Source organism: Sphingomonas oryzagri, assembly GCF_029906645.1.
GTDB lineage: Bacteria > Pseudomonadota > Alphaproteobacteria > Sphingomonadales > Sphingomonadaceae > Solisphingomonas > Solisphingomonas oryzagri.
The window spans coordinates 1,220,834-1,243,604 of record NZ_JARYGZ010000001.1 but is presented as its reverse complement, the minus strand read 5'-3'; the positions used below and the strand labels follow the sequence as shown (position 1 = coordinate 1,243,604).

At 63.7% G+C, this 22,771-nt stretch carries 21 protein-coding genes and 2 pseudogenes; 10 read left to right on the top strand and 13 right to left on the bottom strand.

The window, feature by feature from the left end; translation table 11 throughout:
• Positions 1-90 precede the first annotated feature (90 nt).
• Together QGN17_RS05990 and QGN17_RS05985 are read left to right on the top strand one after the other, a co-directional pair.
• A complete protein-coding gene (locus tag QGN17_RS05990) occupies positions 91-681 on the top strand; it encodes a ferritin-like domain-containing protein (RefSeq protein ID WP_281043584.1) in 591 nt (196 codons plus the stop codon).
• 91 nt (positions 682-772) lie between these two features.
• Positions 773-1,630 carry a transglutaminase family protein gene (locus QGN17_RS05985; RefSeq protein ID WP_281043583.1) on the top strand — a complete coding sequence of 286 codons (858 nt, stop codon included), beginning with the start codon at positions 773-775 and terminating at the stop codon, positions 1,628-1,630.
• Positions 1,631-1,643: 13 nt separating this feature from the next.
• Here QGN17_RS05985 and QGN17_RS05980 read toward each other — a convergent pair whose 3' ends face one another.
• From QGN17_RS05980 to infA, 7 genes are all read right to left on the bottom strand, one after another.
• Positions 1,644-2,030, bottom strand: a complete 387-nt coding sequence (locus tag QGN17_RS05980) for a DoxX family protein (protein ID WP_281043582.1) — start codon at positions 2,028-2,030, stop codon at positions 1,644-1,646.
• Between the two features lie 34 nt (positions 2,031-2,064).
• Positions 2,065-2,424, bottom strand: a complete 360-nt coding sequence (locus QGN17_RS05975; RefSeq protein WP_281043581.1) for a response regulator — start codon at positions 2,422-2,424, stop codon at positions 2,065-2,067.
• A gap of 438 nt (positions 2,425-2,862) precedes the next feature.
• On the bottom strand, positions 2,863-3,021 hold the full coding sequence (locus tag QGN17_RS05970; protein ID WP_281043580.1) for a hypothetical protein: 159 nt from the start codon (positions 3,019-3,021) through the stop codon (positions 2,863-2,865).
• A 103-nt stretch (positions 3,022-3,124) separates the two neighbouring features.
• The gene (locus QGN17_RS05965) at positions 3,125-3,337 is read right to left on the bottom strand and encodes a hypothetical protein (RefSeq protein WP_281043579.1); all 213 of its coding nucleotides are present in this window, start codon (positions 3,335-3,337) and stop codon (positions 3,125-3,127) included.
• Between the two features lie 81 nt (positions 3,338-3,418).
• Positions 3,419-3,625, bottom strand: coding sequence for a cold-shock protein (locus QGN17_RS05960; protein WP_026094902.1), 207 nt, complete (start codon positions 3,623-3,625; stop codon positions 3,419-3,421).
• 48 nt (positions 3,626-3,673) lie between these two features.
• Positions 3,674-3,871: a hypothetical protein gene (locus QGN17_RS05955; RefSeq protein WP_281043578.1), complete on the bottom strand. Its 198-nt coding sequence runs from the start codon at positions 3,869-3,871 to the stop codon at positions 3,674-3,676.
• Between the two features lie 204 nt (positions 3,872-4,075).
• Positions 4,076-4,333 (bottom strand): translation initiation factor IF-1, encoded by a 258-nt coding sequence (gene infA, locus QGN17_RS05950; RefSeq protein WP_022690262.1) that lies wholly within the window; start codon positions 4,331-4,333, stop codon positions 4,076-4,078.
• 357 nt (positions 4,334-4,690) lie between these two features.
• Between infA and QGN17_RS05945 the strand changes: the two genes are divergently transcribed.
• A complete protein-coding gene (locus QGN17_RS05945; protein ID WP_281043577.1) occupies positions 4,691-5,041 on the top strand; it encodes a hypothetical protein in 351 nt (116 codons plus the stop codon).
• A 39-nt stretch (positions 5,042-5,080) separates the two neighbouring features.
• On the top strand, positions 5,081-5,254 hold the full coding sequence (locus QGN17_RS05940) for a hypothetical protein (protein WP_022690264.1): 174 nt from the start codon (positions 5,081-5,083) through the stop codon (positions 5,252-5,254).
• A gap of 28 nt (positions 5,255-5,282) precedes the next feature.
• On the opposite strand, the gene QGN17_RS05935 is transcribed toward QGN17_RS05940, so the two are convergent.
• On the bottom strand, positions 5,283-5,429 hold the full coding sequence (locus QGN17_RS05935; RefSeq protein ID WP_281043576.1) for a hypothetical protein: 147 nt from the start codon (positions 5,427-5,429) through the stop codon (positions 5,283-5,285).
• Positions 5,430-5,653: 224 nt separating this feature from the next.
• Here QGN17_RS05935 and QGN17_RS05930 point away from each other — a divergent pair, with 224 nt between their 5' ends.
• Complete coding sequence (locus tag QGN17_RS05930; protein WP_281043575.1) at positions 5,654-7,453, top strand: ATP-binding protein; 1,800 nt, start codon at positions 5,654-5,656, stop codon at positions 7,451-7,453.
• 148 nt (positions 7,454-7,601) lie between these two features.
• Positions 7,602-7,754: pseudogene (locus QGN17_RS05925) on the top strand (ATPase domain-containing protein); the annotation flags it as partial.
• Between the two features lie 24 nt (positions 7,755-7,778).
• Here the strand turns inward: QGN17_RS05925 and QGN17_RS05920 are convergent.
• Positions 7,779-8,027, bottom strand: a pseudogene (locus tag QGN17_RS05920) (PAS domain S-box protein); the annotation flags it as partial.
• A gap of 407 nt (positions 8,028-8,434) precedes the next feature.
• Between QGN17_RS05920 and QGN17_RS05915 the strand changes: the two are divergent.
• The gene (locus QGN17_RS05915) at positions 8,435-11,026 is read left to right on the top strand and encodes an HWE histidine kinase domain-containing protein (protein ID WP_281043574.1); all 2,592 of its coding nucleotides are present in this window, start codon (positions 8,435-8,437) and stop codon (positions 11,024-11,026) included.
• Between the two features lie 112 nt (positions 11,027-11,138).
• Here QGN17_RS05915 and QGN17_RS05910 read toward each other — a convergent pair whose 3' ends face one another.
• Positions 11,139-13,682, bottom strand: coding sequence for a PAS domain-containing protein (locus QGN17_RS05910; protein ID WP_449325350.1), 2,544 nt, complete (start codon positions 13,680-13,682; stop codon positions 11,139-11,141).
• Positions 13,683-13,820: 138 nt separating this feature from the next.
• Between QGN17_RS05910 and QGN17_RS05905 the strand changes: the two genes are divergently transcribed.
• From QGN17_RS05905 to QGN17_RS05895, 3 genes are all read left to right on the top strand, one after another.
• Positions 13,821-14,228, top strand: a complete 408-nt coding sequence (locus tag QGN17_RS05905) for an alpha/beta hydrolase (protein WP_281043572.1) — start codon at positions 13,821-13,823, stop codon at positions 14,226-14,228.
• A gap of 177 nt (positions 14,229-14,405) precedes the next feature.
• Positions 14,406-15,455, top strand: coding sequence for a sensor histidine kinase (locus tag QGN17_RS05900; RefSeq protein WP_281043571.1), 1,050 nt, complete (start codon positions 14,406-14,408; stop codon positions 15,453-15,455).
• Positions 15,455-15,835, top strand: a complete 381-nt coding sequence (locus QGN17_RS05895; RefSeq protein WP_281043570.1) for a response regulator — start codon at positions 15,455-15,457, stop codon at positions 15,833-15,835. Before QGN17_RS05900 ends, QGN17_RS05895 begins: the two co-directional genes overlap by 1 nt.
• 186 nt (positions 15,836-16,021) lie before the next feature.
• Here the strand turns inward: QGN17_RS05895 and QGN17_RS05890 are convergent, their stop codons facing one another.
• The 3 genes from QGN17_RS05890 to QGN17_RS05880 are packed head-to-tail and all read right to left on the bottom strand — an operon-like array spanning position 16,022 to position 22,587.
• Positions 16,022-16,777 carry a Crp/Fnr family transcriptional regulator gene (locus tag QGN17_RS05890; protein WP_281043569.1) on the bottom strand — a complete coding sequence of 252 codons (756 nt, stop codon included), beginning with the start codon at positions 16,775-16,777 and terminating at the stop codon, positions 16,022-16,024.
• 51 nt (positions 16,778-16,828) lie between these two features.
• Positions 16,829-17,881 (bottom strand): TIGR03032 family protein, encoded by a 1,053-nt coding sequence (locus tag QGN17_RS05885; protein ID WP_281043568.1) that lies wholly within the window; start codon positions 17,879-17,881, stop codon positions 16,829-16,831.
• Between the two features lie 56 nt (positions 17,882-17,937).
• Positions 17,938-22,587 carry a hypothetical protein gene (locus QGN17_RS05880; RefSeq protein ID WP_281043567.1) on the bottom strand — a complete coding sequence of 1,550 codons (4,650 nt, stop codon included), beginning with the start codon at positions 22,585-22,587 and terminating at the stop codon, positions 17,938-17,940.
• Between the last annotated feature and the right edge of the window lie 184 nt (positions 22,588-22,771).

The following is a 22,771-nucleotide window of genomic DNA, read 5'->3' as shown; positions in this document are numbered from 1 at the left end:
CGTGCGAAGCTGGCCCATGGAAATATCCGATCAGAAAATCGATCACGCTGTTAGCCAGGATGGCGTCCGTCACGCGAGGATGTGGCGACCATGGTCATGTTTCATCGCTACTGGCAATCGACCCGCGACGGATTCCGGCAAATATTCGCGATCGAAATAGCCCGCGAAAATTTCGATGCCGGGCCCGATGCGGCTCGCGGTTCGTTCAGACCACTCCCCATCAAGGAAAATATCATGGACCGCGATCACGACATTTCTGTCCTCAACGGACTGACGACGACCACGCTCGACAGCATGAAGGGCTATGAGGATGCGGCCAAGGATGCGGAGAACACACAGTTCGCCGGCCTGTTCGCTGATTTCGCGCGTGATCGCGGCACTGCGGCGACCGCCTTGCAGACGGAGGTAAAGCGTCTCGGCGGCGAGCCCGAAACCGGCAGCAGCTTCCTGGCGGCGGCGCACCGCACGTTCCTCGACCTGAAACAGGCTTTCACCTCGAACAACGACAAGGCGATTGTCAATGAGGTCGAGCGCGGCGAGGACCACATCAAGGCTAAGTTCGAAACGGCGATGCGGGACGAACGCCTGTCGCCCGAGAGCCTCGCGGTGGTCCGGGAGGCCTACACCTCGGTGCGGGCGGGGCACGACAAGATGAGCGCGCTCAAGCACAGCATGGCATGATCGCGCGTCGGGCCGGCATTGCCAACGGTGCCGGCCTTTACCATGACCGGGAGTTGCCCGTGCGTAATGAAGCTCGCCGCACGGGCCGCCCATGCGGCTGAAGATCGAGCACCGAACCGTCTATCGTTATGCCATTCCGGTGACGCTCCAGGCCCAACGCCTGGTGCTCACGCCGCGCGACGATGCGGAGCTGACCACCCTATCCCGATCGCTGCGATGCGAGCCGGAAGCCAACATTCTGTGGACGGTCGATGTCTTCGGAAACCAGATCGCCACCGCCAGCTTCTCCGATGCCACCGACGCGCTGGCGATCACGAGCGAAGTCGAGGTCGAGCACAGAGCGCCGGAATGGCCGGTCTTCGCGATCGATCCCGGCGCTCATGGCTATCCGTTCGCCTATACGCTCGACGACATGGTCGATCTGGGTGCGTTGGCACAGCCCGACTGGCTGACGTCCGGCGCGGAGGCCGTCGGCGCATGGGCGCGCGGCTTCGTCCTTGGCCCGCAGACCGACACGCTATCGCTGCTCAAGGATCTGAACGCCGGCATGCTGGACAGCATCGTTTATCGGGTGCGTGACGAGGAGGGGACACAGTCGCCGGCGGAGACGCTGACGCTGGGCAGCGGATCCTGCCGGGACATCGCCGCCCTGTTCATCGAGGCGGTGCGCCATCTCGGCATGGGCGCACGCGCGGTTTCCGGATATCTGGTCGACCCCGATCAACCTGCCGACGATGCGGGGTCCACCCATGCCTGGGCGCAGGTCTATCTTCCAGGCGCGGGCTGGATCACCTTCGATCCGACCCACCGGCGCGTCGGCAGCAGACATCTCGTGCCCGTCGCCTTCGCCCGCTTCAACCGGCAAATCATGCCGGTGACCGGGGGCTATCTTGGCGACGCCGATGCATTCCTGTCGATGGAGGTATCGGTGCGGATTCGCCTGTTGTAAGGGGCAACCGCTTCTAGGACCGGCGCCCGCCGGTCACGCCACCGGCGGTCAAGGCCCACCAGCAAATGAAGGGCTGAGCGAACAGGCGGGGATAATGGTAGGCCCATCCGAGGCCGGTTCCGGTCGAAAGATCGCGGACAGCATGGAGGATGTTCGCCGGATATACGCAGACCGCGTAAACGGCCAGCATCGTACCGGCCAGCCAACGGAGCTTCGGCACGAACAGCGCCGCAGCACCAGCCAGCTCGGCCGCGCCCGTCACCATGATCACGAGAAGGGGATGCGGCACGCCAGGCGGCATCACCGGCTCGAACAAGGCCGGGCGCAGGAGGTGTACGGTCCCCGCGATAACGAAAAGGGGCGCGATCGTCAGACGTGCGATATCGGCGGCGCGCGACATCTTCCTGTCGATCACGAACATTCGCGGCATGGCGCTACTTTGCGATCTCGTGCAGGGCGCTCATCAGGACCGGCCAGTCATAGGGCTTCCCGAAGAACTGGCCCCGATCCGGCAGCGACGTCGCATCCGGGCGTCGTCGGCCCGACGCCACGACGATCTCGATGGGTGGCCAGCGATCGCGCGTGACCCGCGCCAGCGCGAAACCATCCATGCTGCCCGGCATCTCGACGTCCGTGAACAGGATGCCGATATGGGCGCAGGTTTCGAGGATGTGGATCGCCTCGTCGGCATCGCCGGCCTCGATGACTTCGAAGCCGGCTTCTTCCAGTCGGTCAATCGTATCGAGACGGATGAACACCTCGTCCTCGACGACCAATATCGTCGGCTTACTCAACGGATCTGTCCGAGACGATCATCGCTTGCATCCCCTTTCGGCTTGCGCCTGCGAGGGGAGCTGCGACTCAGCCTCGGAAACCAAGGACTCGACAACCAGCGGGCGCGCCGCCGCGTTCCGGGCCTCAGCGAAGAAATCGCGCATGTGGCATGTTTGCGGCAACGAGGTGGTCAATGACCCCTGTGGTGCCATCCGGTTTCCAGCCGACTGACCAGTTGCTGGATACCGATGGACGATATGACCGTGCGTCCTTCGTGCCAGTCCGAAATCCAGACCTTCGCGACGCAATGGATAGCGCAGGCCGACTGATCGATTTCGCTAAGGGCGGACCATGCCCGAACGCAGCCCCGGAGCGTGCCGACTTCCGTGGCGACGCGTCCCGGCCACGAAAGTTTCGCTTCGAAATCCCAGGGGATGCATTCGTCCGCCATGAAGCGGTCAGATGACTCGGCGCGTCTTCAGTTGACGCTGGCGACGCAACTTGCCGACCCTGGTCTTGGCCATCTTGAGCATCGTTCGGCGCCGGCACGGTTTTGGAACTTTCGAAAGTTCGTGCTCGATCGCCAGTTCGGCGGCTTCGCCATGGTCGCGCAGCATATAGACCGCCTCGTCCTGCGCCTCGGCTCGTATCCGTCGCCTGCGATCGAACCATTCCTGAATATGCATGTGATCCGACTCCGGAAGGTGGACGACTTTTCCGTCAGCGCACCCGCAAGGGCGTGCGGACGACGTTGCCGGTGATCAGCTTGCCGGCAAAAACGCGGCCCATCACGGCGGCGTCGTGGGAGTTGATCAGGACGACGCGGGTGCCGCCCGAATGCAGCGGCTCGACGGTGCTGATCGTGGCGTTGTTCCTGGCGCAGGCGGCCATCACCTCGTCGATGTGGAGCGTTACGCAGAATGCGCGTGACATGGCGGTCTTCCGAAACAGAGGAATAAGCGGGCCGAATGCGCCGCCCCAAAAAGAAAAGGGCGCCCGGAGGCGCCCTTTCCATCATGCCGGCTGAAGGTTCACCGCCGAGGTCTTGCCGCGGCGATCGGTCTCCAGCTCGTAGGAGACGCGCTGCTCCTTATCGAGTGTGCGCATCCCGGCGCGTTCGACCGCCGAGATATGGACGAAGGCATCGCCGCTGCCGTCCTCGGGAGCGATGAAGCCGTAGCCCTTGTCGGCATTGAAGAATTTTACGGTTCCAGTGATCATGGGAAACTCCTTGTGGTGCGCCGGATGGCGCGTCTTCATGATGGAAATTCAGTTTGTTTCGACCTTGGCCTTCTCGGCCGCCGCCTCGTCGCGCAGCCGCTCGCCCTTCCGAAGCCGGTTCGCCATGGCGAGCCAGGCTTCCTCCGATCGGCGGCAGCGCTCGCGCACGTTCGCCAGCAGGGTGGTCTCGGCCTCGCGTGCGCATTCCGCTGCGCGAGCCAGGTAGAATTCGCTGGTGACGGACATGGCAGGCTCCCGGTGAGAGGATCAGCCCAGGGCTTCGGCGACGATCTGCCGAAGCTCGGTCTGGGACAAAGTCATGGAACGTCGCGGAGAAATTGGACTCCTGCGAAAATTAAAGGTGGTCGCCGACAGAGCGTCGGCAATGGATTTCAAGTAGTTCATATGTCCTTCGGCGCGATCTGCTCGCGCGATGTTGAGTGTACGATGCTATCGTCGCTTGCGCTGGAACGCCGGTGTCGGGCCCGAGCCGCGCTCGCGATAGACTATCCGGCCCTTTTCGAGGTCGTAGGGCGTCATCTCGACTCGCACCTGATCGCCGACCACCGAACGAATGCGACCGCGCCGCATCCGGCCGGCCGTATAGGCGATGATGCTGAAGCCGTTTTCCAGGCGGACCCGGAAACGGCCGTCGGGCAGGATTTCGTCGATGAGGCCTTCGATGGAGAGAAGCTCCTCCTTGGCCATCGATCAGAGCGTCCGATCCGAAACGGGCGGTGCCGAATCCGGCTGCGCACCCGCTTCAAAATGAAGGCACCAAAGACCACGAAAAAGGGCCAACACGGCTGATTTCATCGGAATATTAACTTTCCACGAACAAGTCTTGCTGCGAGCAGAAACTCGCGCAGCTGGAAGCATGTAAGGGAAAGCAGCGCCGTAGCGCCAAATTCCGTCGCAGGCGACGTTAGCGTCGTCTATATGGACCTATTTGAGTGAGATTGCAATCTTGCCATTGAAAATGGTGGATTCGGCTTTTCCGCAGCAAATAACGACCAATTCGGGCGACACTCCACAGCGAGCGTGCTAGAAGCAACATTCACGGAGTTGAACCGCATCCTCGTGACGGACAGCAGGGCGCCCCTGCGCACCAACGAGGCCAGCGATCCGAATGACCACCTTCATCTCGGGGTCGCATGCCCCCCGTCCATGCGCTGCGGCGAGGCGCCCATGATCACGGCGGAGCAGAAAATCGGCTTCTATCGCGAATGGTCCTCGCGTGCTGCCCGGCAGGCATTGTCGGCCATGCAGCGGCAGACCAAGGAGCGCTGCACGCACAGCGCAGGGATGTGGTCGCTGATCGCCGACGCGCTGGAAGCGGGAGACGATGTCGGAGTGGCAAGCCTGACGCACAATCTCATCTTCCTGAAGCCGAATTATCTGGTCCCGGCGATCTGAGCCTTCCGGCCTCTCGCATCACAAAAACAGGAGGAAGTCGTGGCGAACATCCTGAAGAGCTTTGCGATCGAGCCTCGCGAGGGCGGATATCGCCTGCGCATCGAAACGGAGGGCGGTGTCGATTTCGAGTTCCTCGCCTCCTTCGACCAGCTCGATCTTCTCGCCGAGGATATTGATCGCCAACTGGATGCCGATCAGGATCCGTCGAACTGACTGGGCGAGAATTTCGCAGAGGCGCGATCTACTCGGTCAGCTCTTCCACGAAGATGACCCTGTTCGCGTCGGCGGGGCCGCTGGCGAGGCGCCGCTTGCCCATCGCGATGATCTCCTCGCGATGCTGATCGACGAACCGCCGGGCGGTCGGTCGGTCCATCTTTCTGCCGGCCATTTTGTTCAATACACGATGGCTCGTGAACAGCAGGCGATCACGGCCGTCCCATTTCGTCCGGAGCAGCACGTGATCGTCGACTGTCTCTATATCTTTCATGGACGCTCAACGCGGCACCCGGTGCTTCGGGCCCGGAGCCGCCGAGCCCGGAACTTCGACGCTCCTGAAAGATTGTGCGCACGAGGTGCGTTCGTCCGCTTTCGTACCGCCAGGGGAATTCCGGCATGACCAGTTCGCCACATGGCCCGCAGGTGCTGCCGCTCGGCAGCCTCGACGATAGCTCTTCCGGCGAACTCTCCGACATCGATCTGCTTCATCGGATCAGCGTTGCGCTCATCAACGAGCAGGATCGCTTCGAGCTTTACGGCAAGATCGTCGAGGCCGCCGTCGCGATCACCGGATCGCAATTCGGAACGATGCAGCTGCTCTGCCCCGCCGACGATCCGTCGGGCCATGGTGGCGAGCTTCAGTTGCTGGCGCATCGTGGCCTGCCGCCCGAGGCCGTAGGCTTCTGGCAATGGGTCAGCCCCCAGGCGTTCAGCAGCTGCACGCTGGCGCTGAAGTTCGGCCAGCGGGCGATCGTCCCCGATTTCGAGGAGTGGGACGAGATCGCCGGCACGCCGGACCTCGCCGCCTTCCGCAGCGCCGGCATCCGGTCGGCCCAGACCACGCCTCTGCTGTCACGGAGCGGCAAGCTGCTCGGCATGATCTCGAACCATTGGAGCGAGCCGCACGAGCCGTCCGACCGGGATCTGAGGATGCTCGACATCGTCGCGCGGCAGGCGGCCGACATTCTGGACCGCACGATCGCCGAGGAGGCGCTGCGTCAACTCAACGAAACGCTGGAGGTCCGGGTCGAGGAGCGGTCGCGGGAGTTGTTGGCGTCCGAGGATCAGGTTCGCCAGCTGCAGAAGATGGAGGCGATCGGCCAGCTGACCGGCGGCGTCGCCCACGATTTCAACAATCTTCTGACGATCATCCGGTCGTCCGCCGAGCTGCTGTCGCGCCGCGAACTGCCGCGCGACAAGCAGAAGAAGTATATCGACGCGATTGCGGAGACGGCCGACCGGGCCGCCAAGCTGACCAGCCAGCTGCTCGCCTTCGCGCGCCGTCAGGCGCTCAAGCCGGAGGTGTTCAACGCGGCGATGAAGGTCGGCTCCGTCGCGGACATGCTGCGCACCGTCGTCGGTTCGCGCGTCGATCTCGTGGTCGATCCGATCTGCGCCTCCTGCTTCGTCGAGGTCGATGCCAGCCAGTTCGAAACCGCCCTCGTCAATATGGCGGTGAACGCCCGCGATGCCATGAATGGGGAGGGGCGCATCACTATCGCGATCGAGGCGGCCGGTGCGGTCCCCGCGCGGCGCGGCCATGCGGCGGCGAAGGGCGATTTCGTGAAAGTCTCCGTGTCCGACACCGGATCGGGCATGCCGGCCGACCAGCTCGAGCGCATCTTCGAGCCATTCTATACGACAAAGGAGGTCGGCAAGGGCACGGGTCTCGGGCTCAGCCAGGTCTACGGTTTCACCAAGCAATCCGGCGGCGAGATCGACGTCGACAGCCAGCCTGGCGAGGGCACGACGTTCAGCCTCTATCTGCCGCGCACCAAGGCGCCGAACGCCGCCGACGCGCTCTTGCCGATCGAGCAGGTCGTCGCCGCCGAAGCCAGCATCCTCATCGTCGAGGACAATGATCAGGTCGGCGAGTTCGCCTCGCACCTCCTGGGCGACCTCGGCTTCACGACCCGCCGCGCCGCCAACGCCCGCGAGGCCATCGCCATTCTTGAGCACGAGCATGACCTGATCGACATCGTCTTCTCCGACGTCGTCATGCCGGGGATGGACGGCGTCGAACTCGGCCGGCAGGTCGGCAAGCGCTGGCCGGCGCTGACGGTCGTGCTCACCAGCGGCTACAGCCACGTGCTGGCCGACGACGCGCGTCATGGTTTCGCGCTGCTGCACAAGCCGTATTCGGTGGACGAACTGTCGCGTGTCCTGCGCGATGCCCGCCAGTCTCGTGGCCGATAGACGGCCGTCCGGAATGTGCCCGCGCCTCCGCCGTTTCGGTTTCTTTCTCGATACATAAGAGGTAGGACGGGGCGATAGCCGGGAAATCCCAGCGCGCCCGCCTCCGTGTATGCCATTAGCGTCCGGCGGGACTCATCAAGGAGCTTGAATGGCCGAACGAACGCCCAAGGCCGCCATCGGCATCGAAGGGCTCGACGCCGTCCTCGCGGGGGGCCTGACACGCAGCCGCGTCTTCCTGCTCGAGGGCAATCCGGGCACCGGCAAGACCACGATCGCGACGCAATTCCTGCTCGAAGGCGCGAGTGCCCTCCTCAGCAGCGATGCGCAGTGCTCTGGCCGGTAGGCCTGCCTCGCGGTCCTGATCGGTATAAAAGCGCGAGAAATGCTGCCCGATGATCTCGGCGGCCTTATAGCCCTTAAAGCGCTCAGCGCCGGTGTTCCAGCTGCTAACATAGCCGTTCCGATCGAGCAGATAGATCGCGTAGTCTCGAACGGCATTCAAGAGGAGTTGGAGCCGCACCGGCTCAGCCAGGGTCGCTACGTCGGTCAACGGAACGGTATCTTCCTCATCCATCTCATAACCTTAACCGAACGCGCCAGAGGCCGAAAGTCGGCGCGGCTTCTACGCTCAAAGGTCAAGAGAGCGACTGCTGTTTGAGACTCTCCCGTTTCATGGAGAAAGCCTCGCAAAGCGAACCTTTGCCTGAAATGGTTCGAGCAGGTCGCAAGCGGATACGGGACGCCATCACGGGAAGGCCTCGGGACACGTCTCGAGACAACATTTCTCCGGAGCCTGAATGGTGTCATCAGCCGGGACTGGCGACCCGAGGGACTTGCCATCGAGATCCGCATCCCGCGTGTCCGGCTTGCAAAGTTACGTCCGGCGAGCCTGTGCGTGGATCATTTTTTCGCCATTGGGGTTTGGTGCCGAAGCCTTTGATGTTTAACCGATCCCGCCAACCCTGATGCGCATGCGGTTGGGTGGCGATCCAGCCTTCGGCTGACTTATCGATAGGAGCCGATTTGGCGGACCTTGAACCAGTCGACCTGACAAACTGCGACCGAGAGCCGATTCATCTCCTGGGCGCGATTCAGCCCGCCGGCTTCCTGATCGCGGTCAGCCGCGACTGGCTGATCGCGCGTGTCTCGAAGAACATCCGCAGTCTGCTCGGCTCCGATCCGGAGGATCTGATCGGCTTGCCGCTCGCGGACTATGTGCCGTCTACGCTGCTTCACGACCTCCGGAACAAGCTCTCCTACCTCTCCGAGCCGGACATGGTCGAACGGCTGTTCGGTCGGGAGATAGGCACATCGGGCCAACATTACGATGTCGCGATCCATTATTCCGGCAGCCAGATCGTGATCGAGGCGGAAGCGGGCGCGCCCGGCGACGAAGTGTCGATCTCGGTGCGCGCCATGATGTCGCGTCTCGATCGGGCCAAGGACTTGGCCGCCTTCTACCGGGAGGGTGCGCGCCAGGTCCGTTCGCTCCTCGGTTATGATCGCGTGATGGTCTACAAGTTTGCCGCGAGCGGCGATGGCGAGGTCGTCGCGGAGGCCTGCAAGCCGGGCATCGGCAGCTTCATGGGGCTGCACTATCCGGCAAGCGACATCCCGAGGCAGGCGCGCGCGCTCTACAAACGGAATCTCGTGCGCGTCATTCGCGACGTTGCATCGGAGCCTGTTCCGATTGTTCCCCAGATCGATGCGGCGGGCAACCAGCTCGATCTGTCGCTGTCGATCCTGCGATCGGTGTCGCCCATCCACATCGAGTATCTGAAGAACATGGGGGTCGCCGCGTCCCTTTCGATCTCGATCATCGTCGACGATGAGCTGTGGGGTCTTTTTGCCTGTCATAACTACTCGCCGCGATCGCCAACCTTCAAACGGCGCTCGGTCTGCGAGCAGTTCGCGGAGAGCTTTTCCATGCGGCTGGAGAGCCGCGAACGCCGCCAGATCGTCGATTATGAGCGGCGCGCCCGCGACATCTCCGACCAGCTTCTGGGGGCCGTTGCGTCCGATGAGACCCTTCTCAACGATCCGGATTGGCTCGGCGATATCCTGACGGGCGCCATTCCCGCAACCGGAGTCGGGGTCTGGATCAACGGCAATTACGCCTTCTCCGGCGTGACGCCTCCGACCGAGGATTTTCGGAGGATCGTCCGCGCTCTGAACGGGCTCGCTGCCGGCCGGGTTTTCACGACCGACAATATCGGCGGACTCATCGAGGATGCCGGGCATTTCGCCGAGAAGGCCGCCGGCATGCTGGCCATCCCGATCTCGCGGTCGCCCCGGGACTATGTGATACTGTTCCGCGAGGAGATCCTGCAATCGGTCCGTTGGGCTGGTGATCCTCACAAGCCCGTCGAATATGGCCCGAACGGGCCGAGGCTTACCCCCCGCGAGAGTTTTGCGGAGTGGCGTGAGAATGTGACCGGTCGCGCCGAGCCCTTCACGACCTCAGAGATCAGAGTTGCGGAGACGCTCAGGGCCACCTTGATCGAGGTGGTGCTCCGTCTGGCGGACGAGGCGGCTGCAGAGCGACGGCAGTCGACCGCACGGCAGGAGATGCTGATCGCCGAGTTGAACCACCGGGTCCGCAACATCCTCGGCGTCATTCGAGGGCTGATCCGCCAGTCGCAGCCTGACAGCCCCGAGGTGAAGGATTTCGTGAGGCTCGTCGATGGGCGCATCCATGCCCTCGCTCGTGCCCATAACCAGATCACCGATGACCATTGGGGGCCGGCGCCGCTGCAGGCGCTCATCGACGCCGAGGCGGCCGCATTCGCCGCGACACGTGAAAGCGCGATTATCTCACGAGGTGAGCCGGTCCTGCTCAACCCGCAAGCGTACTCATCGATGGCGCTGGTGATCCATGAGCTGGTGACCAACTCGACGAAATACGGCAGCCTTTCCGGCGACGGCGAGGTCCATATCGACTGGTCGCGGGACTCCAAGGACGATCTCATCATCACATGGAGAGAGGTGGGGGGGCCGCCGGTGAAGCCCCCGACGCGCAAGGGGTTCGGGACCACGATCGTCAATCGATCCGTCCCTTATGACCTCGGTGGCCATGCAAAGATCGACTATGCCGTCGGTGGCGTGCAGGCAGAATTCTGCATTCCGGCCCGACACGTTTCGCAGCCCAAGAATTTCAAGGGCCCGGAGATACGCATCCCACGTCCCGGCGTCTCGAGCCAGCAGCCCATCGACGTCAGCCATTTCGGCCGGAAGACGGTTCTGCTGGTTGAAGACAGCCTCATCATCGCGCTGGATGCCGAGGACATTCTCGACAGATTCGGCGCGACCGTGCTGACGGCATCGACGCCGGAAGCGGCGCACGCGATCCTCGATCAGGAGCAGGTCGATTACGCCATCCTCGACATCAACCTCGGTGACCAGACAAGCTTCGGCGTCGCAGACAGGCTGAAAGAGTTGGGCGTCCCTTATTTCTTCGCGTCCGGCTACGGCGAGCAGGCCAACCTCCCCGTCGATCATCGTCACATGACGGTGGTGCAAAAGCCCTATACGACGCACAACATCGCCCGTGGCATAGACGATCTGTTTCCGTGACCCGCAGAAGCAAGGGCTCGGGCGGTGCCGAGCAAATCAGTGAACCCGGCTTCGCACGCCAATCGTCGAACGTGATCTTGCACGCAGCACCTTCGCAGCGCTGCTCCCGAAATCAGGACCGTCGCGCGGACAATGGTGCGAGGATTGCCGCCAGCTCGTCTTTCCGGAAGGGCTTGGTCAATCGTAGGAGTTCGGGGTCGATGCCCTCTGCTTCCGCGTAGCCCGACACGATGAGCGAAGGCAGGTCCGGCACGAGCAAGTCGAGCTCGCGGATCAGCTGGGCGCCGTTCATGCCAGGCATGAGATGATCGGTGACGAGCAGGTCGGGGCGAAGGCCGTCTCGCACCAGCCTTATCGCCTCTTCAGCCGAATCCGCCTCGGTGACCTCATAACCTAGCGATGCCAGCATGTCCGCCGTGCTCAATCGAACGAGCTCTTCATCCTCGACCAGCAGTGCGGTGCCTACCCGCTCTTGCGAGTCTGGAAGTTCAAAACGCTCCTCCTCCGTGGCGACGGCGGCGACGGCACTTTCCGGCAGCCACAGATTGATGGTCGTTCCCTGGCCTGGAGCGCTATCGATCGTGAGACCGCCGCCAAGCTGAGCCATCAGCCCGTGGACCATCGACAGGCCGAGACCGGTGCCCTTGCCGACACCCTTCGTCGAGAAGAACGGCTCGATCGCTTTCTGCCTCGTGGCCTCGTCCATTCCGGTCCCGGTGTCGCGGACGCCGAGGCAGACATAGTCTCCCATCTTGATTCCGGGCAGGTGGTCGCTGGCCACGGTGCAGGGTCTCGCCTCGAAGATGAGCTCTCCGCCTTCGGGCATCGCGTCGCGCGCGTTCACCGCCAGGTTCAGCAGTGCCATTTCGAGCTGGTTCGCGTCGGTCCTCACCGACGGCAGTGCGGGAGCCACATCAAGGCGGACGTTGATGCTTGGCCCGATCGTGGAGCCGATCAGTTCGGCCATGCCTTCGATCAGCGCGCCGAGATCGACGGCAGTCGCCTGGAGGGGCTGCCTGCGTGCGAAGGCCAGCAGGCGCTGGACAAGCGTCTTGGCGCGTTCGGCGGACTGGAGCGCGCCGCCGATCAGCCGCTGCTCTCGCTCGCTACCGAGTCCCTTGCGCACAAGCATGTCGAGCGAGCCGATAATGGGGGTCAGAAGGTTGTTGAAATCGTGCGCGACGCCGCCTGTCAGGCTCCCCATCGCCTCCATCTTCTGGCTCTGGCGCAGCGCCTCCTGAGCCGCTTCGAGTTCGGCCTGCGCCACGAGCTGAGCCGAGATGTCGTTGGCGTGGTGGAAGGCTCCGATCACCCGGCCGGCCCCATCGCGGAGTGGAGTGTAGGTGATCTCCCAGATCGGGGTGCCAAGCTCCGGTCTGCCGAATCCCTCGCGCACGGTGAAGGTCTCGCCGGCAAGGACCCGAGCCATGAAACGGCGCATCGTGGTGCCCTGCTCGGGGATGAATAGATCGGGGAAGATGTCGCCAATCTTCGTGTCGAAGCCGTTGACCCGGCGAAACTCGTCATTGTGCGCCTGATTGAAGGCGATCAGGCGTAGATCGTGATCGAACGCGCAGATCGGTGCGACAGTCGCCTCAACGATGTTGTGATAGCGGCGCAGTTCCTCCGTACGCGCGACGACCTGTTGCTCCAGCGTCTCGTTCAGCGCGCGTAGTCTCGCTTCGGCATGCGCCCGTTCGACCGCCGGCTTGATGCGCTCGCCCACCTCTTGCACGAGGCTTTGCTCGGCGAGCGTCCAGCTTCGCGCTGTCGCGTTCTGCACCGCCAAAAGCCCGACCCACTGCTCCTCCTGGAACAGGACAACGTCTATGAAGGCGCCAACCTCTCGGGACTGGAGACCCTCGCGCGCCTCCTTCCCGAGCCGCTCATCCGCGCCCACATCACGAACCACAACCGGCGCTCCGGTAGTGTAGGCGCGCAGCAGATCAGGCCCGAACGCCTCGAGTGAGTGCTCGCCGACGATCGACGATACTCCGCGGGCGTGATCACGCTCGACCGTCATCAGGCCATTGGCGATCTCCGCGTAGAATACGCGGCTGGCATCGAGTGCCTCGCCGAGACGGACAGCAGCCAGAGACATGATGTCGGCCGGCGTCTGAAGTGGTCGGAGTGCATCCGATAGGGATAGTAAGAACGCCGTCCGCCGCTCGGCGGCCACACGTTCGGTGGTTTCCGCCAGAAAACAGATCACGCCGGCAGGCTCACCGTCCTCACCTAGAACCGGCGAGTAGTCGAGATCCATCCAGACCTGTTCGGGCTGGCCATTGCGGTGAAGCGTCAACTCCTGGTCACGATAGTGGAGCGTGCCGCCCGCGAGGCCGACCTTCATCACGTTCGCGTTGAAATCGGCGACCTCTGGCCACCCTTCACAGACGACGGATCCCAGCAGCGAGGGATGACGGCCTCCCGCAAAGGCCGAATAAGCATCATTGTAGAGCATGACACCGTCCGGGTCCCAGAGCATCACGATGGGGACAGGAGAGCGCAACAGGATCGCAATCGCGGTCTTCAGGCTCGGAGACCAAGCCTCGATCGGTCCCAGCGGGGTCGCCGTCCAGTCCCTTGCGAAGATCAGGTCTGCGCAAGCGCCTCCACCCAGGAGGAAAGCGGGTCGGCTGGCGGGCACGACCTCCAAGCTCCCACTGAGCTGTTGCAAATCAGAGTCTTGCCTCGTCGCCATTGCGGAGACTTATCCGATCAGCCGCGTCCCCGACACTGACATTTCGCTATTGGATACCGGCGGTCGGTCAAGGCTCTCGGATATGGCGCGGCGATGCTGGCGCTCGACCCGCGTTGGCTCGGGGCGGACCGACGGGCCGTCAAGGCATTGGTCGGGCTGGCCGGCCCCTATGACTTCCTGCCGTTCGACGGTCCGGTCGTGCAGCAGACTTTCGGCGGAGCGGCCGATCCGGTTTCGACACAGCCTGTCCACTATGTCGAGCCGGGCGATCCGCCGGCCTTCCTCGCGACGGGCGACAAGGACGGTACCGTCCGCCCGGCGAACAGCGACTCTCTCGGCGCCAAGCTCCAGGCGGCAGGAGTTCCCGTCGAGCGGCGACGATATCCTGCGGTCGGGCACGCCGGGCTCGTCACCGCGATCGCGAAGCCACTGCGAGGGCGGGCACCGGTGCTGGACGACCTGACCCGGTTCTTGAACCGCGAAGTCGGAGGCGGGCATTGAGTTCGGATCCGCAGGAACGAAGTCTTCCATCGGACGGTTTCAATCTATCACCTCCGCCCTGTGCCAGCGCATTGCCACCAGCATATAGCGTTTTTATAATCTCTCAGCGGCCTTTCGAACCCGCCGAGCCTCCAGAGGATTTTGCCGTGGATGGGGTTTCTGGGACTTGATACCCCAATGGCCGAAGCGATCCGATCGCACTACTGGGCCGCGACGCCGCTGGGCGCGATCGAGAATTGGCCGGCCGCTCTGAAAACGACGGTCAGCCTGATCGTCAATTCGCGTTTTCCGCAATGCATTGTCTGGGGTCCCGGGCTGGTGACGATTCCCAACGATGCGTTTCTCCCGATCCTGGGTGACAAGCCTGCGGTGCTGGGGCGTCCGTTCTCCGACGTCTGGTCCGAAGCCTGGCATGAGATCGGGCCGATCGTGGAGCGTGCCTTCACCGGTCAACCGACCTTCATCGAGAATTTCGCGATGAAGACTGACCGGTTTGGCGCGGACGAGGAAGCGCATTTCACCTTCTGCTACAGCCCGATCCGCGACGAGAATGGTGCGATCGTCGGCATGCTGGACACGGTAACCGAGACCAGCTTCGCAGTCCGGGCCGACCAGCAACTCAAGATCCTCAACCGGGAGTTGGGCCACCGGCTCAAGAACGTTCTGGCGGTGACTCAGGCCGTGACGCTGCAAACGCTTCGGCGCTCGACAACGCTCGATCAGGCGAAGGCCGGTGTCAGCGAACGATTGGCGGCGCTGGGCCGCGCGACCGACGTGCTCACGGCTTCGGAATGGGATGCGGCCGATCTCGGGGCGCTCGCGGAGGTCGCTCTCGCCGGGCATCAGAGCGACCATATCAGCGTCGGCGGCCCACTGGTGCAACTGTCGTCCTCTCAGGCGATCGCCATGGCGCTGGCCTTGCACGAACTCGCGACCAACGCCTCGAAATATGGGGCGCTTTCCGTGCAGGCAGGGCGAATTGATCTATCTTGGAAAATCGATCCGGCCCCGAATCCCGAAGGCATTCGTTTCACTTTATGCTGGACGGAAATGCATGGACCCACGGTCACGCCTCCGGTGTCGAAAGGGTTCGGCTCGACGCTGATCGAGCGCACATTGAAATCCGCCTTCAAAGGAAATTGCGTGCTTGATTATCGGCCTTCGGGCCTCATCTTCACACTGGACGCACCGTTGGCCGCCGTGTCCGGAGCGGCGGGTCTGCTCTGATGGGCCAGGTCATCACCATAGCTCAGCATACCGTGCTGGTGGTCGACGACGAACCGATCATTCGGTTCGAACTTGTCGACATGCTGGAGGAGCATGGCTTCCAGGTTCTCGATGCGGAGGATGCCGACGAGGCGATCCGGATCATGGAAAGCCACCCCGAGATCGGGGCCGTCGTCACCGACGTCCAGATGCCGGGATCGATGAATGGGATCAAGCTCGTCCACTATATTCGCAACCGCTGGCCGCCTGCAGCGCTTTTCGTCGTCTCGGCGCAGAAGCTGGCCAACGACGCTCTGCTGCCGGATCGAACGAGTTTCTATGGTAAGCCGCTGGATAGTCGGCGCCTGGTTCGTGATCTGCATGCCGCGCTTGATGCGTGAATGCTAATCCGGGAGGTTCGCGTTCAGGCGTTTTGCATTTGGGGACCAAAGGTAGACGTTGGTCGAATGCGGCCGGCAGTTACGCACCCATTGCCGCCATCAATCGATCTTGTGCTCGACCCCAAAAGCCTGTCGTAAATCATGCCCATCACTGCGCTGGTCAGATGGCCGAGGGTGACGGCACATCTAGCCTTGAGGCGCATCCTTCAAGCTAGAATGTCTTGGAAGCCATGACGGATTGCGCTGGAGGTGTCGCGCTGGCAGCGATGCCAAATTTCTCAATCCGATGATGTCCGCCATGTCGATGATCTTGCCTCTGCGATGGATATATCCCTCGTGCTGAAGACTCCGCAGCGCGCGATTGACCGACACGGCGGTGAGGCTGACGATATCGCCAATCTGCTCCTGCGAGAGCGGAAGCTCAAACTCCGGGCCGGTTCTCGGATCGATCGCGACCAGGCGCTCGTGAAAATGGATAAGCAACGTGGCGAGCCGCTGATTGGCGCTCAGTCGCCCCACGCTGACCAGCCTGTCCATCAAGACGATTCGCTCTTCCTGTGCAGCCAGGAAGAACAGTATCCCGAGGCGAGGAAAACGTGCGAAGATCGCGCTCAACTCGTTCAGATCGACCGGACCGACCTTGGCATCGGTCAATGCCACCAGCGTGTCTGCGGCGTGCGTAAGCGGCAGGCTGGGGGCGCCGAGCACATCACCGGGCATATGGACTTTCAGAAACTGGCGATTGCCGTCGCCCAGGCGGATACTGCTGCCTACCCAGCCCTTGAACAGCACAAAGAGACCTGGGCAAGCATCTCCTTCGTGACGGAGCACCTGATTGCGGTAAAAGAAGACCGGCTCACCGGCTAGCTTGGCAAGAGCCGCCTTCTCGTCTGCCGCCAAATCCGCCAACGCGGAAAAACGATGGCGCGAAAAATTCGACATCAGCGCAGCAGCGCAATGTCGCGGAGGTCGTCATTCCGCGCCGTGCGGAGATTACGCGTCGAACGAGATGGTAGACTGGATCTCCAGCGTTCCGACACCCAGCGACATCGGGCATCGTACATCGGGAAGCGCCGCCACGTCGAACAGCTCGGCGATGGCGCCGTCGAGCTTGATCCATTCGACGATGTCGCCATGCCGAAGGTTGATAATGAAAACGCCACACCAGGCCTCGCCATCCCGCTTCTCGATCTCCCCTTGCAGCGCCAGCTCCTTGAAGCTGCCGTCGCGGGGCTTGGAAGCAGTTACGATGGCGAAGCCGTTATGGATGACGAGGCCGCGCATGAATCCCGGACAAAAGGCGATATTGTCTCGCGTGCCGGTTTCCGGATCGATCGCGATGAGCTGCCCGCGCCCTGAATCGAGCGCGTAGAGGCGATCGCCGTCAAGCCGCGGGCTGTGCGGCATGGAGAGCTGATCGGTCACGACCCGCCCGGTCGAAACTTCGATGATCACACCGCCCTGATCGCGCCGCGCGCGCCAGCCGCTCAGCACGTCGGTCTGGCTGACCGCCGTCACATAAGCGGGGGCGCCGTCCTCCATGGCGAGGCCATTCAGGTGGCAGCGATCCTCACCCGCCAGCTTCGAAATGAAATCGGGCCGCCACACTGGCCGGAAGCTGTGGACCTGATCGATGGTGGCGAGGCAGCTATATTTGGTGTTGACGAAGATCGGGCTGCCGTCGGCGAGGATGCCGATCTCGTGAATGTCGATGTCGCCGGTGGTGAAGGCGTGGCGGGGCACCAGGCAACTGTCGAACGAGCCGTTGGCCTGTTCGCCGGGACGCAGCATCTCCTCCAGCCGCCACAGCTGGAAATGCGATCCGACCCAAAGGCGCGGTCCGTCGCGGCAGATGCCCATCGCACGGGTGAAGTTCTGCTGGTTGAACGAGACGCTGCCATTGGGCAGCACGCCGACGAGGAAGAGCTGGCCGGTCTGGTAGGAGGTGAAGCCGAGGCCGACCCGGTTCGCCTCCAGCCAGCCCGCCAGCCCGCGCGACACCGATATGCTGGTATCGCCCTGCGCGGGGTTGCTGATCGTCGACATCAACCGGCTCCTCGTTCCCGAGGAGCCGGCTTAGCCCGTGGGGCGGTCATCCGCGATCAGAACTTGATGCGGATGCCGGCGCGGCCGCCGCCGCCCTTGTAATCGCCATGCTTGGCATATTCGCCGAAGCCCTCGACGAAGCCGGTCACGCCGCCCGGCGTGGTGACGTTGAAGCCGATCTTGGCCTCGCCATAATCGGGCAGCCGGTCGTTGCGGTAATCGAGCGACTGGCGGCCGTTGATGAAGTCGATGCCATCCTTGCCCTTGAATTCGTGGACATAATTGCCCTGTGCGTAGATCACGGCGGTGTTGCCGCCCATGTCCATCTTGCTACCGATGCGGAGGCCGGCCTTGCCGCGCAGACCGTCGAGATTGTCGAAGTCGATGGTCGAGCCGAGCGCATGGATGTCCTTCAGATCGGTGCGGACATAGGCGATCGTCGCGACCGGCTCGGCGTAGAAGCTGTCGCCGCCCAGCCGGAAGCCGACCTCACCCTGCACGCCATAGCTCATGCCGTGGAACTTGTCGGCATAGCCCGCCAGCGGGCTCTTCGAGTTGATCCAGTAATAATCGTATTTGCCGAGCACGTTGGCGAAGAGACTGCCCGAGACATAACTCGCATAGGCGCCGATGTTGGCGACCGAGTAGTTCACGCGGTCGGCGGAGTTCTGGAAGGTCAGGTCGGAATTGAGGTAGCCGCCCGTCACGCCGAACACGAGATTGCCCGAGCCCATGTCGCGCGAGCCGAGATCCATGCCGAGCTGGAAGCCGTAGGCATCCTGCCGGTAGGAGAGGTTGACCGCCCGGCTCTGCCCGAAGGTGGTGTCGGTGCCGCCATCCTTGCGGGTGACAGTGCCGCCGTAGAACTGTCCCCAGATCCGGCCGCCGTCCGCTCCACCGCCGGCGAACTTGGCATCGCGCAGATCGCTCATGTGCGACGACCAGGCATCCGCCGACTTGTACCAGAGCTGCTGCGCGCCTTCGTTGATCTTGAGCGCGCGGAAGACGGCGTCTCCGGGTGTCGCAACCAGGCTGTAGCTGTTGTTCGCGGCGTTGAAGCTTACCCCGTAGTGGATGAAGCCCTGGTTCACCGACTGCGCGGCGACGCTGAACGCACCCGCCGAGGAGCCGGCCCCGCCCGTCGCGAACACAGTGCCGGAATTGAGCACCGCGCCGTTCGCGCCGACCGGGTTGACGATCACGCCGGTCGATCCGGTGATCGCGCCGGCCGTGTTCAGCTGGTCGGATGTCGAGGTGCCGCCCGCCGTCCCGAAGGCGACATCGATGCCGAGCGTGCTGTTGCCCGATCCGGCGAAGGTGCTCGACGTATCGAGCATGTCGCCGGCATGGCCATTGCGCAGATCGACGAGGCCCGAATTGTTGAACGCCTCCAGCCCGGTCAGATGCACCGTGCCTGCCGCAGCGGCGCCCGGCAGCACCTTGAAGGTACCGGAGTTGTTGAACGTGTCGGTGCCCGTGCCGAAATCCTGATCGTATTTCGCGTTGTAGGTGCCGCTGTTGTTTACCGTGTCGTTCGATCCGGCTGCGAAGCCGATCGTGCCGGTGAAGGTGCCGCTGTTGTTGAAGGTCAGCGGCGTCGCGTTGAACACGTTGATGATCGGCGCGGTGCCGTCGCCGGTGATCGTGCCGGCATTGTTCACCGTCGCGGTGCCCCCGGCGAGAATATCGGCATTGCCTCCCGCCTGGGTGAGCGATCCGTTGGCGCCGAGGTTCAGCGTCGCGTCGGTCGCCGCCGCGATGAACACCGCGTTGCCGCCGCCGCCGCTGGTCGCGCCGTTGAGGGTGACGGTCGCGGCATCGGTGAAGCTGCCCGCATAGACAGCCTCGCGGCTGGCCGAGGAGGCGGTGCCGGTGGTGATGCTGACCGGGCCGGCGCCACGGCCCTGCACGCCGACCGCGTTGGCGCCCGTCGTCGCGACGCTGCCCGCGTGGATCGTCACCGATCCGCCGCCGCTATAGGCGAGGATGCCCGAGGCATTGTCGCCCGACGTCTTGACCGCGCCGGTGGTGACCGAGACCGGATCGGTGCCGAGGCCGGTCGCCTCGACGCCGATCGCGAGGCCGCCTGCCGTCGTGACGTTGCCGGCATTTACCGTCACCGCGCCGTTGCCCTGAGCGCGGATGCCGTCGGCACCATCGCCCATCGTGCTGATATTCCCGGTCGTGACCGAGACGGGGCCTGCCAGCGCCGAGGCATCGACCGCGATGGCGCCGTAGCCGGCCGTGGAGACCGTGCCGGTGCCGCTGATCGCCACGCCCTGCGTGCCGTACGCGGAGATGCCGAAGGCGTTGTCGCCCGCGGTCGAAACCGTGCCGTTGTTGACGACCGTAGCGGTTCCATTGGTCGCGGTGACGTTCACGGCGTCGGCGTAATTGGCCGAATAGGCCTTCATGCCCTGCGTCGAGAGGTTGCCGTTGATCGTCACCGAGGCGTTGGCGCCGGTCGCGATCACCGCATTGGAGTCGTTGCCTGTGGTCGAGACGTTCTCGACCGTGACGGCCGCGTCGCCGGTGCCTGAATAGGCATAGACGCCAGTCGAGCTGGCCGCCGTCGTCGCGATCGTGCCGGTGCTGGCCACCGTAGCATTGCCGGTGTCGGAGAAGGCGTAAATGCCCGCGGAATCCACCGCGCCGGTTGAGACATTGCCGGCGGTGACGTTGACGTCGCCGGTCGCCTCCGCATCGATACCGGCGGAGAAGGCGCCGGCGGTCGTCACGTTGTTGGCGCTGACCGTCGCGCTCGTGTCGCCGAGCGCGCGGATACCGGCCGAGTTGAAGCCGCCCGTCGAAACGTCGCCGGCATTGACCGTGACATCGCCCTGGCGCGCCGTGCCATAGATGCCGATCGCGCTGTCGCCGGCCGTCGAGACGGTACCGGTCGAGGTGACGACGACGTTGCCGCCATAATTGCCGGTCGCCTGGATGCCGACAGCGTTGCCGCCCGTCGTCGTGACGTTGCCGGCATTGACCGTGACATCGCCCGAATAGGATGAGGCGCGAATGCCGGTTGCGCTCATGCCGGCGGTGGTGACGTCCTTGTTCGTCACCGTGACGTTGCCGGTATTGGCGGTGGCGACGATGCCGGCCGAATTGGGCAGGAAGAAGAAGCTGCTGCCCGCCGTGCCGCTGGTCGTGACGGTATCGACGTTCACATCGACATTGCCGGCGCCGGTCGAGGTGGCGACCACGCCGCGCGAATAGTCACCCGTCGTGCCGACTTTGGCCTGCGCCACCGACACGTCGCCGACCGATGTCGCGACCACCGCATCTGAATTGTTGCCATTGGTGTAGGCCGAGCCGGTGCCGTCGACGGTCGCCGAACTGGTGCCCGAGACGACGATGGCGCTGCTGGCGTTGCCGTTGGTGGTGATGGTGCCGTTATTGGTTACCTTGGCATCGCCATCGGTCGCGGTCGCCATCACGCCGTTCATCGGCGCCGGGCTGTACATCGCGGTACCCTGCGTCGAGACATTGCCCGAGACCGTGACCGTCGCGTTTGCGCCCTGCGCGACGACGGCACCGGAATTGTTGCCGGTCGTCGTCACGTTGTTGACCGAGACGGTCGCGTCGCCGCTGTTCGAATAGGCGTAAACGCCACGCGACGACGCGCCGGTGGTGGCGATCGTGCCCGTCGTCGTGACGTTCGCGGCGCCGGTGTCGGAGAAGGCGTAGATGCCTGCCGCATCGACGCCCGAGGTCGTGACGTTCGTGCCCGACACCGTCACGTCGCCGCCCGCCTGCGCGACGACTCCCTGGCCGAACGAGCCGGCGGTCGTGATCGAGCCGAAGGTGGCGTTCGCGGCGGTGCCACCGGTGGCGACGATCCCGGCCGCGTTGAAACCGGTAGCGTTGACGTCCTGCACGTTGACGGTTGCGGTACCATTGCCGGCATAGACCGCGACGCCGTTGGCCGCCTGGCCGCTGGTGCTGATTGTGCCGGTCGAGGTCACGGCGGCGGTGCCGGTGCCGTAGGTCTGCGCCAGCACGCCATTGGCATTGTTGCCGGTCGTCGTGATAGCGCCGGTGTTGACGGTGATGTCGCCGGTGTTCGAGATCGCCTGCACGCCCGCCGCGAAGTCGCCCGCGGTCTTGAGCGTGCCGGCCGTTACGCTGATCGCGCCGGCATCGGTGTTGGCGAAGATCGCCGAGCTGTTCGGGAAGAAGCCCGGTCCGCCGCCGCCGGTGCCGGTGGTGGTGACGTCGCCGACATTGACGGTGACGTCGCCGCCGGTGCTGCTCGCATCGATGCCGCGCGCATCGAGCCCGCTGGTCGAGATCGCGCCCGTTCCATCGACGATTGTGCCGGTCGTGCCGCTGGCGAGGATGCCGTCCGCGCCGGCCGAGAAGGTCGATCCGGCGCCGGTCGTCGTAATGGTGCCGTTGTTGGTGACGTGGGTAGTGCCGGTGCCGCGGACATCGATCGTGTTGGTGGCCATCACGTCGGAATCGGTGACTAGCGTCAGGCTGTCGGTCGGCATGTAGGTGATGCCAGCTGCATAGGGATTGCCGGCCGCATGGCAGGTGACTATGCCGCTGGTCGCGGTGCCGCATTCGTTGACGGCGAGGGCGGGCGTTCCGACGAGAATGGCGGCCAGGACGCTGCCGAGCGCGGTCGTGGTCTTGAGCGAAGGCGCTAGCGAAGCCGAGCGAGCGGATACGTCGAAGCCACGAGCGAGCCGGTCCATGCTTTCCTCCCTGATGCAAGCCTCTCTTCATCACGGAGGCTTTGAAAGCGCGCTTGGGCTAAGCAGAAGATCAGAGGCCGCCAAGAAGTTTATTTTACCAAGCGCCTGAAACTATTCGCCCTATCGGACGTAGAGCGACGTATTGTCGTTTCGGGTGTGATTATCGCGTTATAGGAATTGTCAA

Excerpts from the sequence above, each read along its gene's own strand:
- infA (WP_022690262.1), bottom strand. The coding sequence starts at position 4,333 with ATGGCCAAGGAGGAGCTTCTCTCCATCGAAGGCCTCATCGACGAAATC.
- QGN17_RS05895 (WP_281043570.1), top strand. The coding sequence starts at position 15,455 with ATGGGCCAGGTCATCACCATAGCTCAGCATACCGTGCTGGTGGTCGAC.
- QGN17_RS05990 (WP_281043584.1), top strand. The coding sequence starts at position 91 with ATGGTCATGTTTCATCGCTACTGGCAATCGACCCGCGACGGATTCCGG.
- QGN17_RS05885 (WP_281043568.1), bottom strand. The coding sequence starts at position 17,881 with ATGTCGACGATCAGCAACCCCGCGCAGGGCGATACCAGCATATCGGTG.
- QGN17_RS05980 (WP_281043582.1), bottom strand. The coding sequence starts at position 2,030 with ATGTCGCGCGCCGCCGATATCGCACGTCTGACGATCGCGCCCCTTTTC.
- QGN17_RS05970 (WP_281043580.1), bottom strand. The coding sequence starts at position 3,021 with ATGCTGCGCGACCATGGCGAAGCCGCCGAACTGGCGATCGAGCACGAA.
- QGN17_RS05960 (WP_026094902.1), bottom strand. The coding sequence starts at position 3,625 with ATGATCACTGGAACCGTAAAATTCTTCAATGCCGACAAGGGCTACGGC.
- QGN17_RS05955 (WP_281043578.1), bottom strand. The coding sequence starts at position 3,871 with ATGTCCGTCACCAGCGAATTCTACCTGGCTCGCGCAGCGGAATGCGCA.
- QGN17_RS05900 (WP_281043571.1), top strand. The coding sequence starts at position 14,406 with ATGGCCGAAGCGATCCGATCGCACTACTGGGCCGCGACGCCGCTGGGC.
- QGN17_RS05890 (WP_281043569.1), bottom strand. The coding sequence starts at position 16,777 with ATGTCGAATTTTTCGCGCCATCGTTTTTCCGCGTTGGCGGATTTGGCG.
- QGN17_RS05965 (WP_281043579.1), bottom strand. The coding sequence starts at position 3,337 with ATGTCACGCGCATTCTGCGTAACGCTCCACATCGACGAGGTGATGGCC.
- QGN17_RS05985 (WP_281043583.1), top strand. The coding sequence starts at position 773 with ATGCGGCTGAAGATCGAGCACCGAACCGTCTATCGTTATGCCATTCCG.
- QGN17_RS05880 (WP_281043567.1), bottom strand. The coding sequence starts at position 22,587 with ATGGACCGGCTCGCTCGTGGCTTCGACGTATCCGCTCGCTCGGCTTCG.
- QGN17_RS05935 (WP_281043576.1), bottom strand. The coding sequence starts at position 5,429 with ATGGCCGGCAGAAAGATGGACCGACCGACCGCCCGGCGGTTCGTCGAT.
- QGN17_RS05905 (WP_281043572.1), top strand. The coding sequence starts at position 13,821 with ATGCTGGCGCTCGACCCGCGTTGGCTCGGGGCGGACCGACGGGCCGTC.
- QGN17_RS05930 (WP_281043575.1), top strand. The coding sequence starts at position 5,654 with ATGACCAGTTCGCCACATGGCCCGCAGGTGCTGCCGCTCGGCAGCCTC.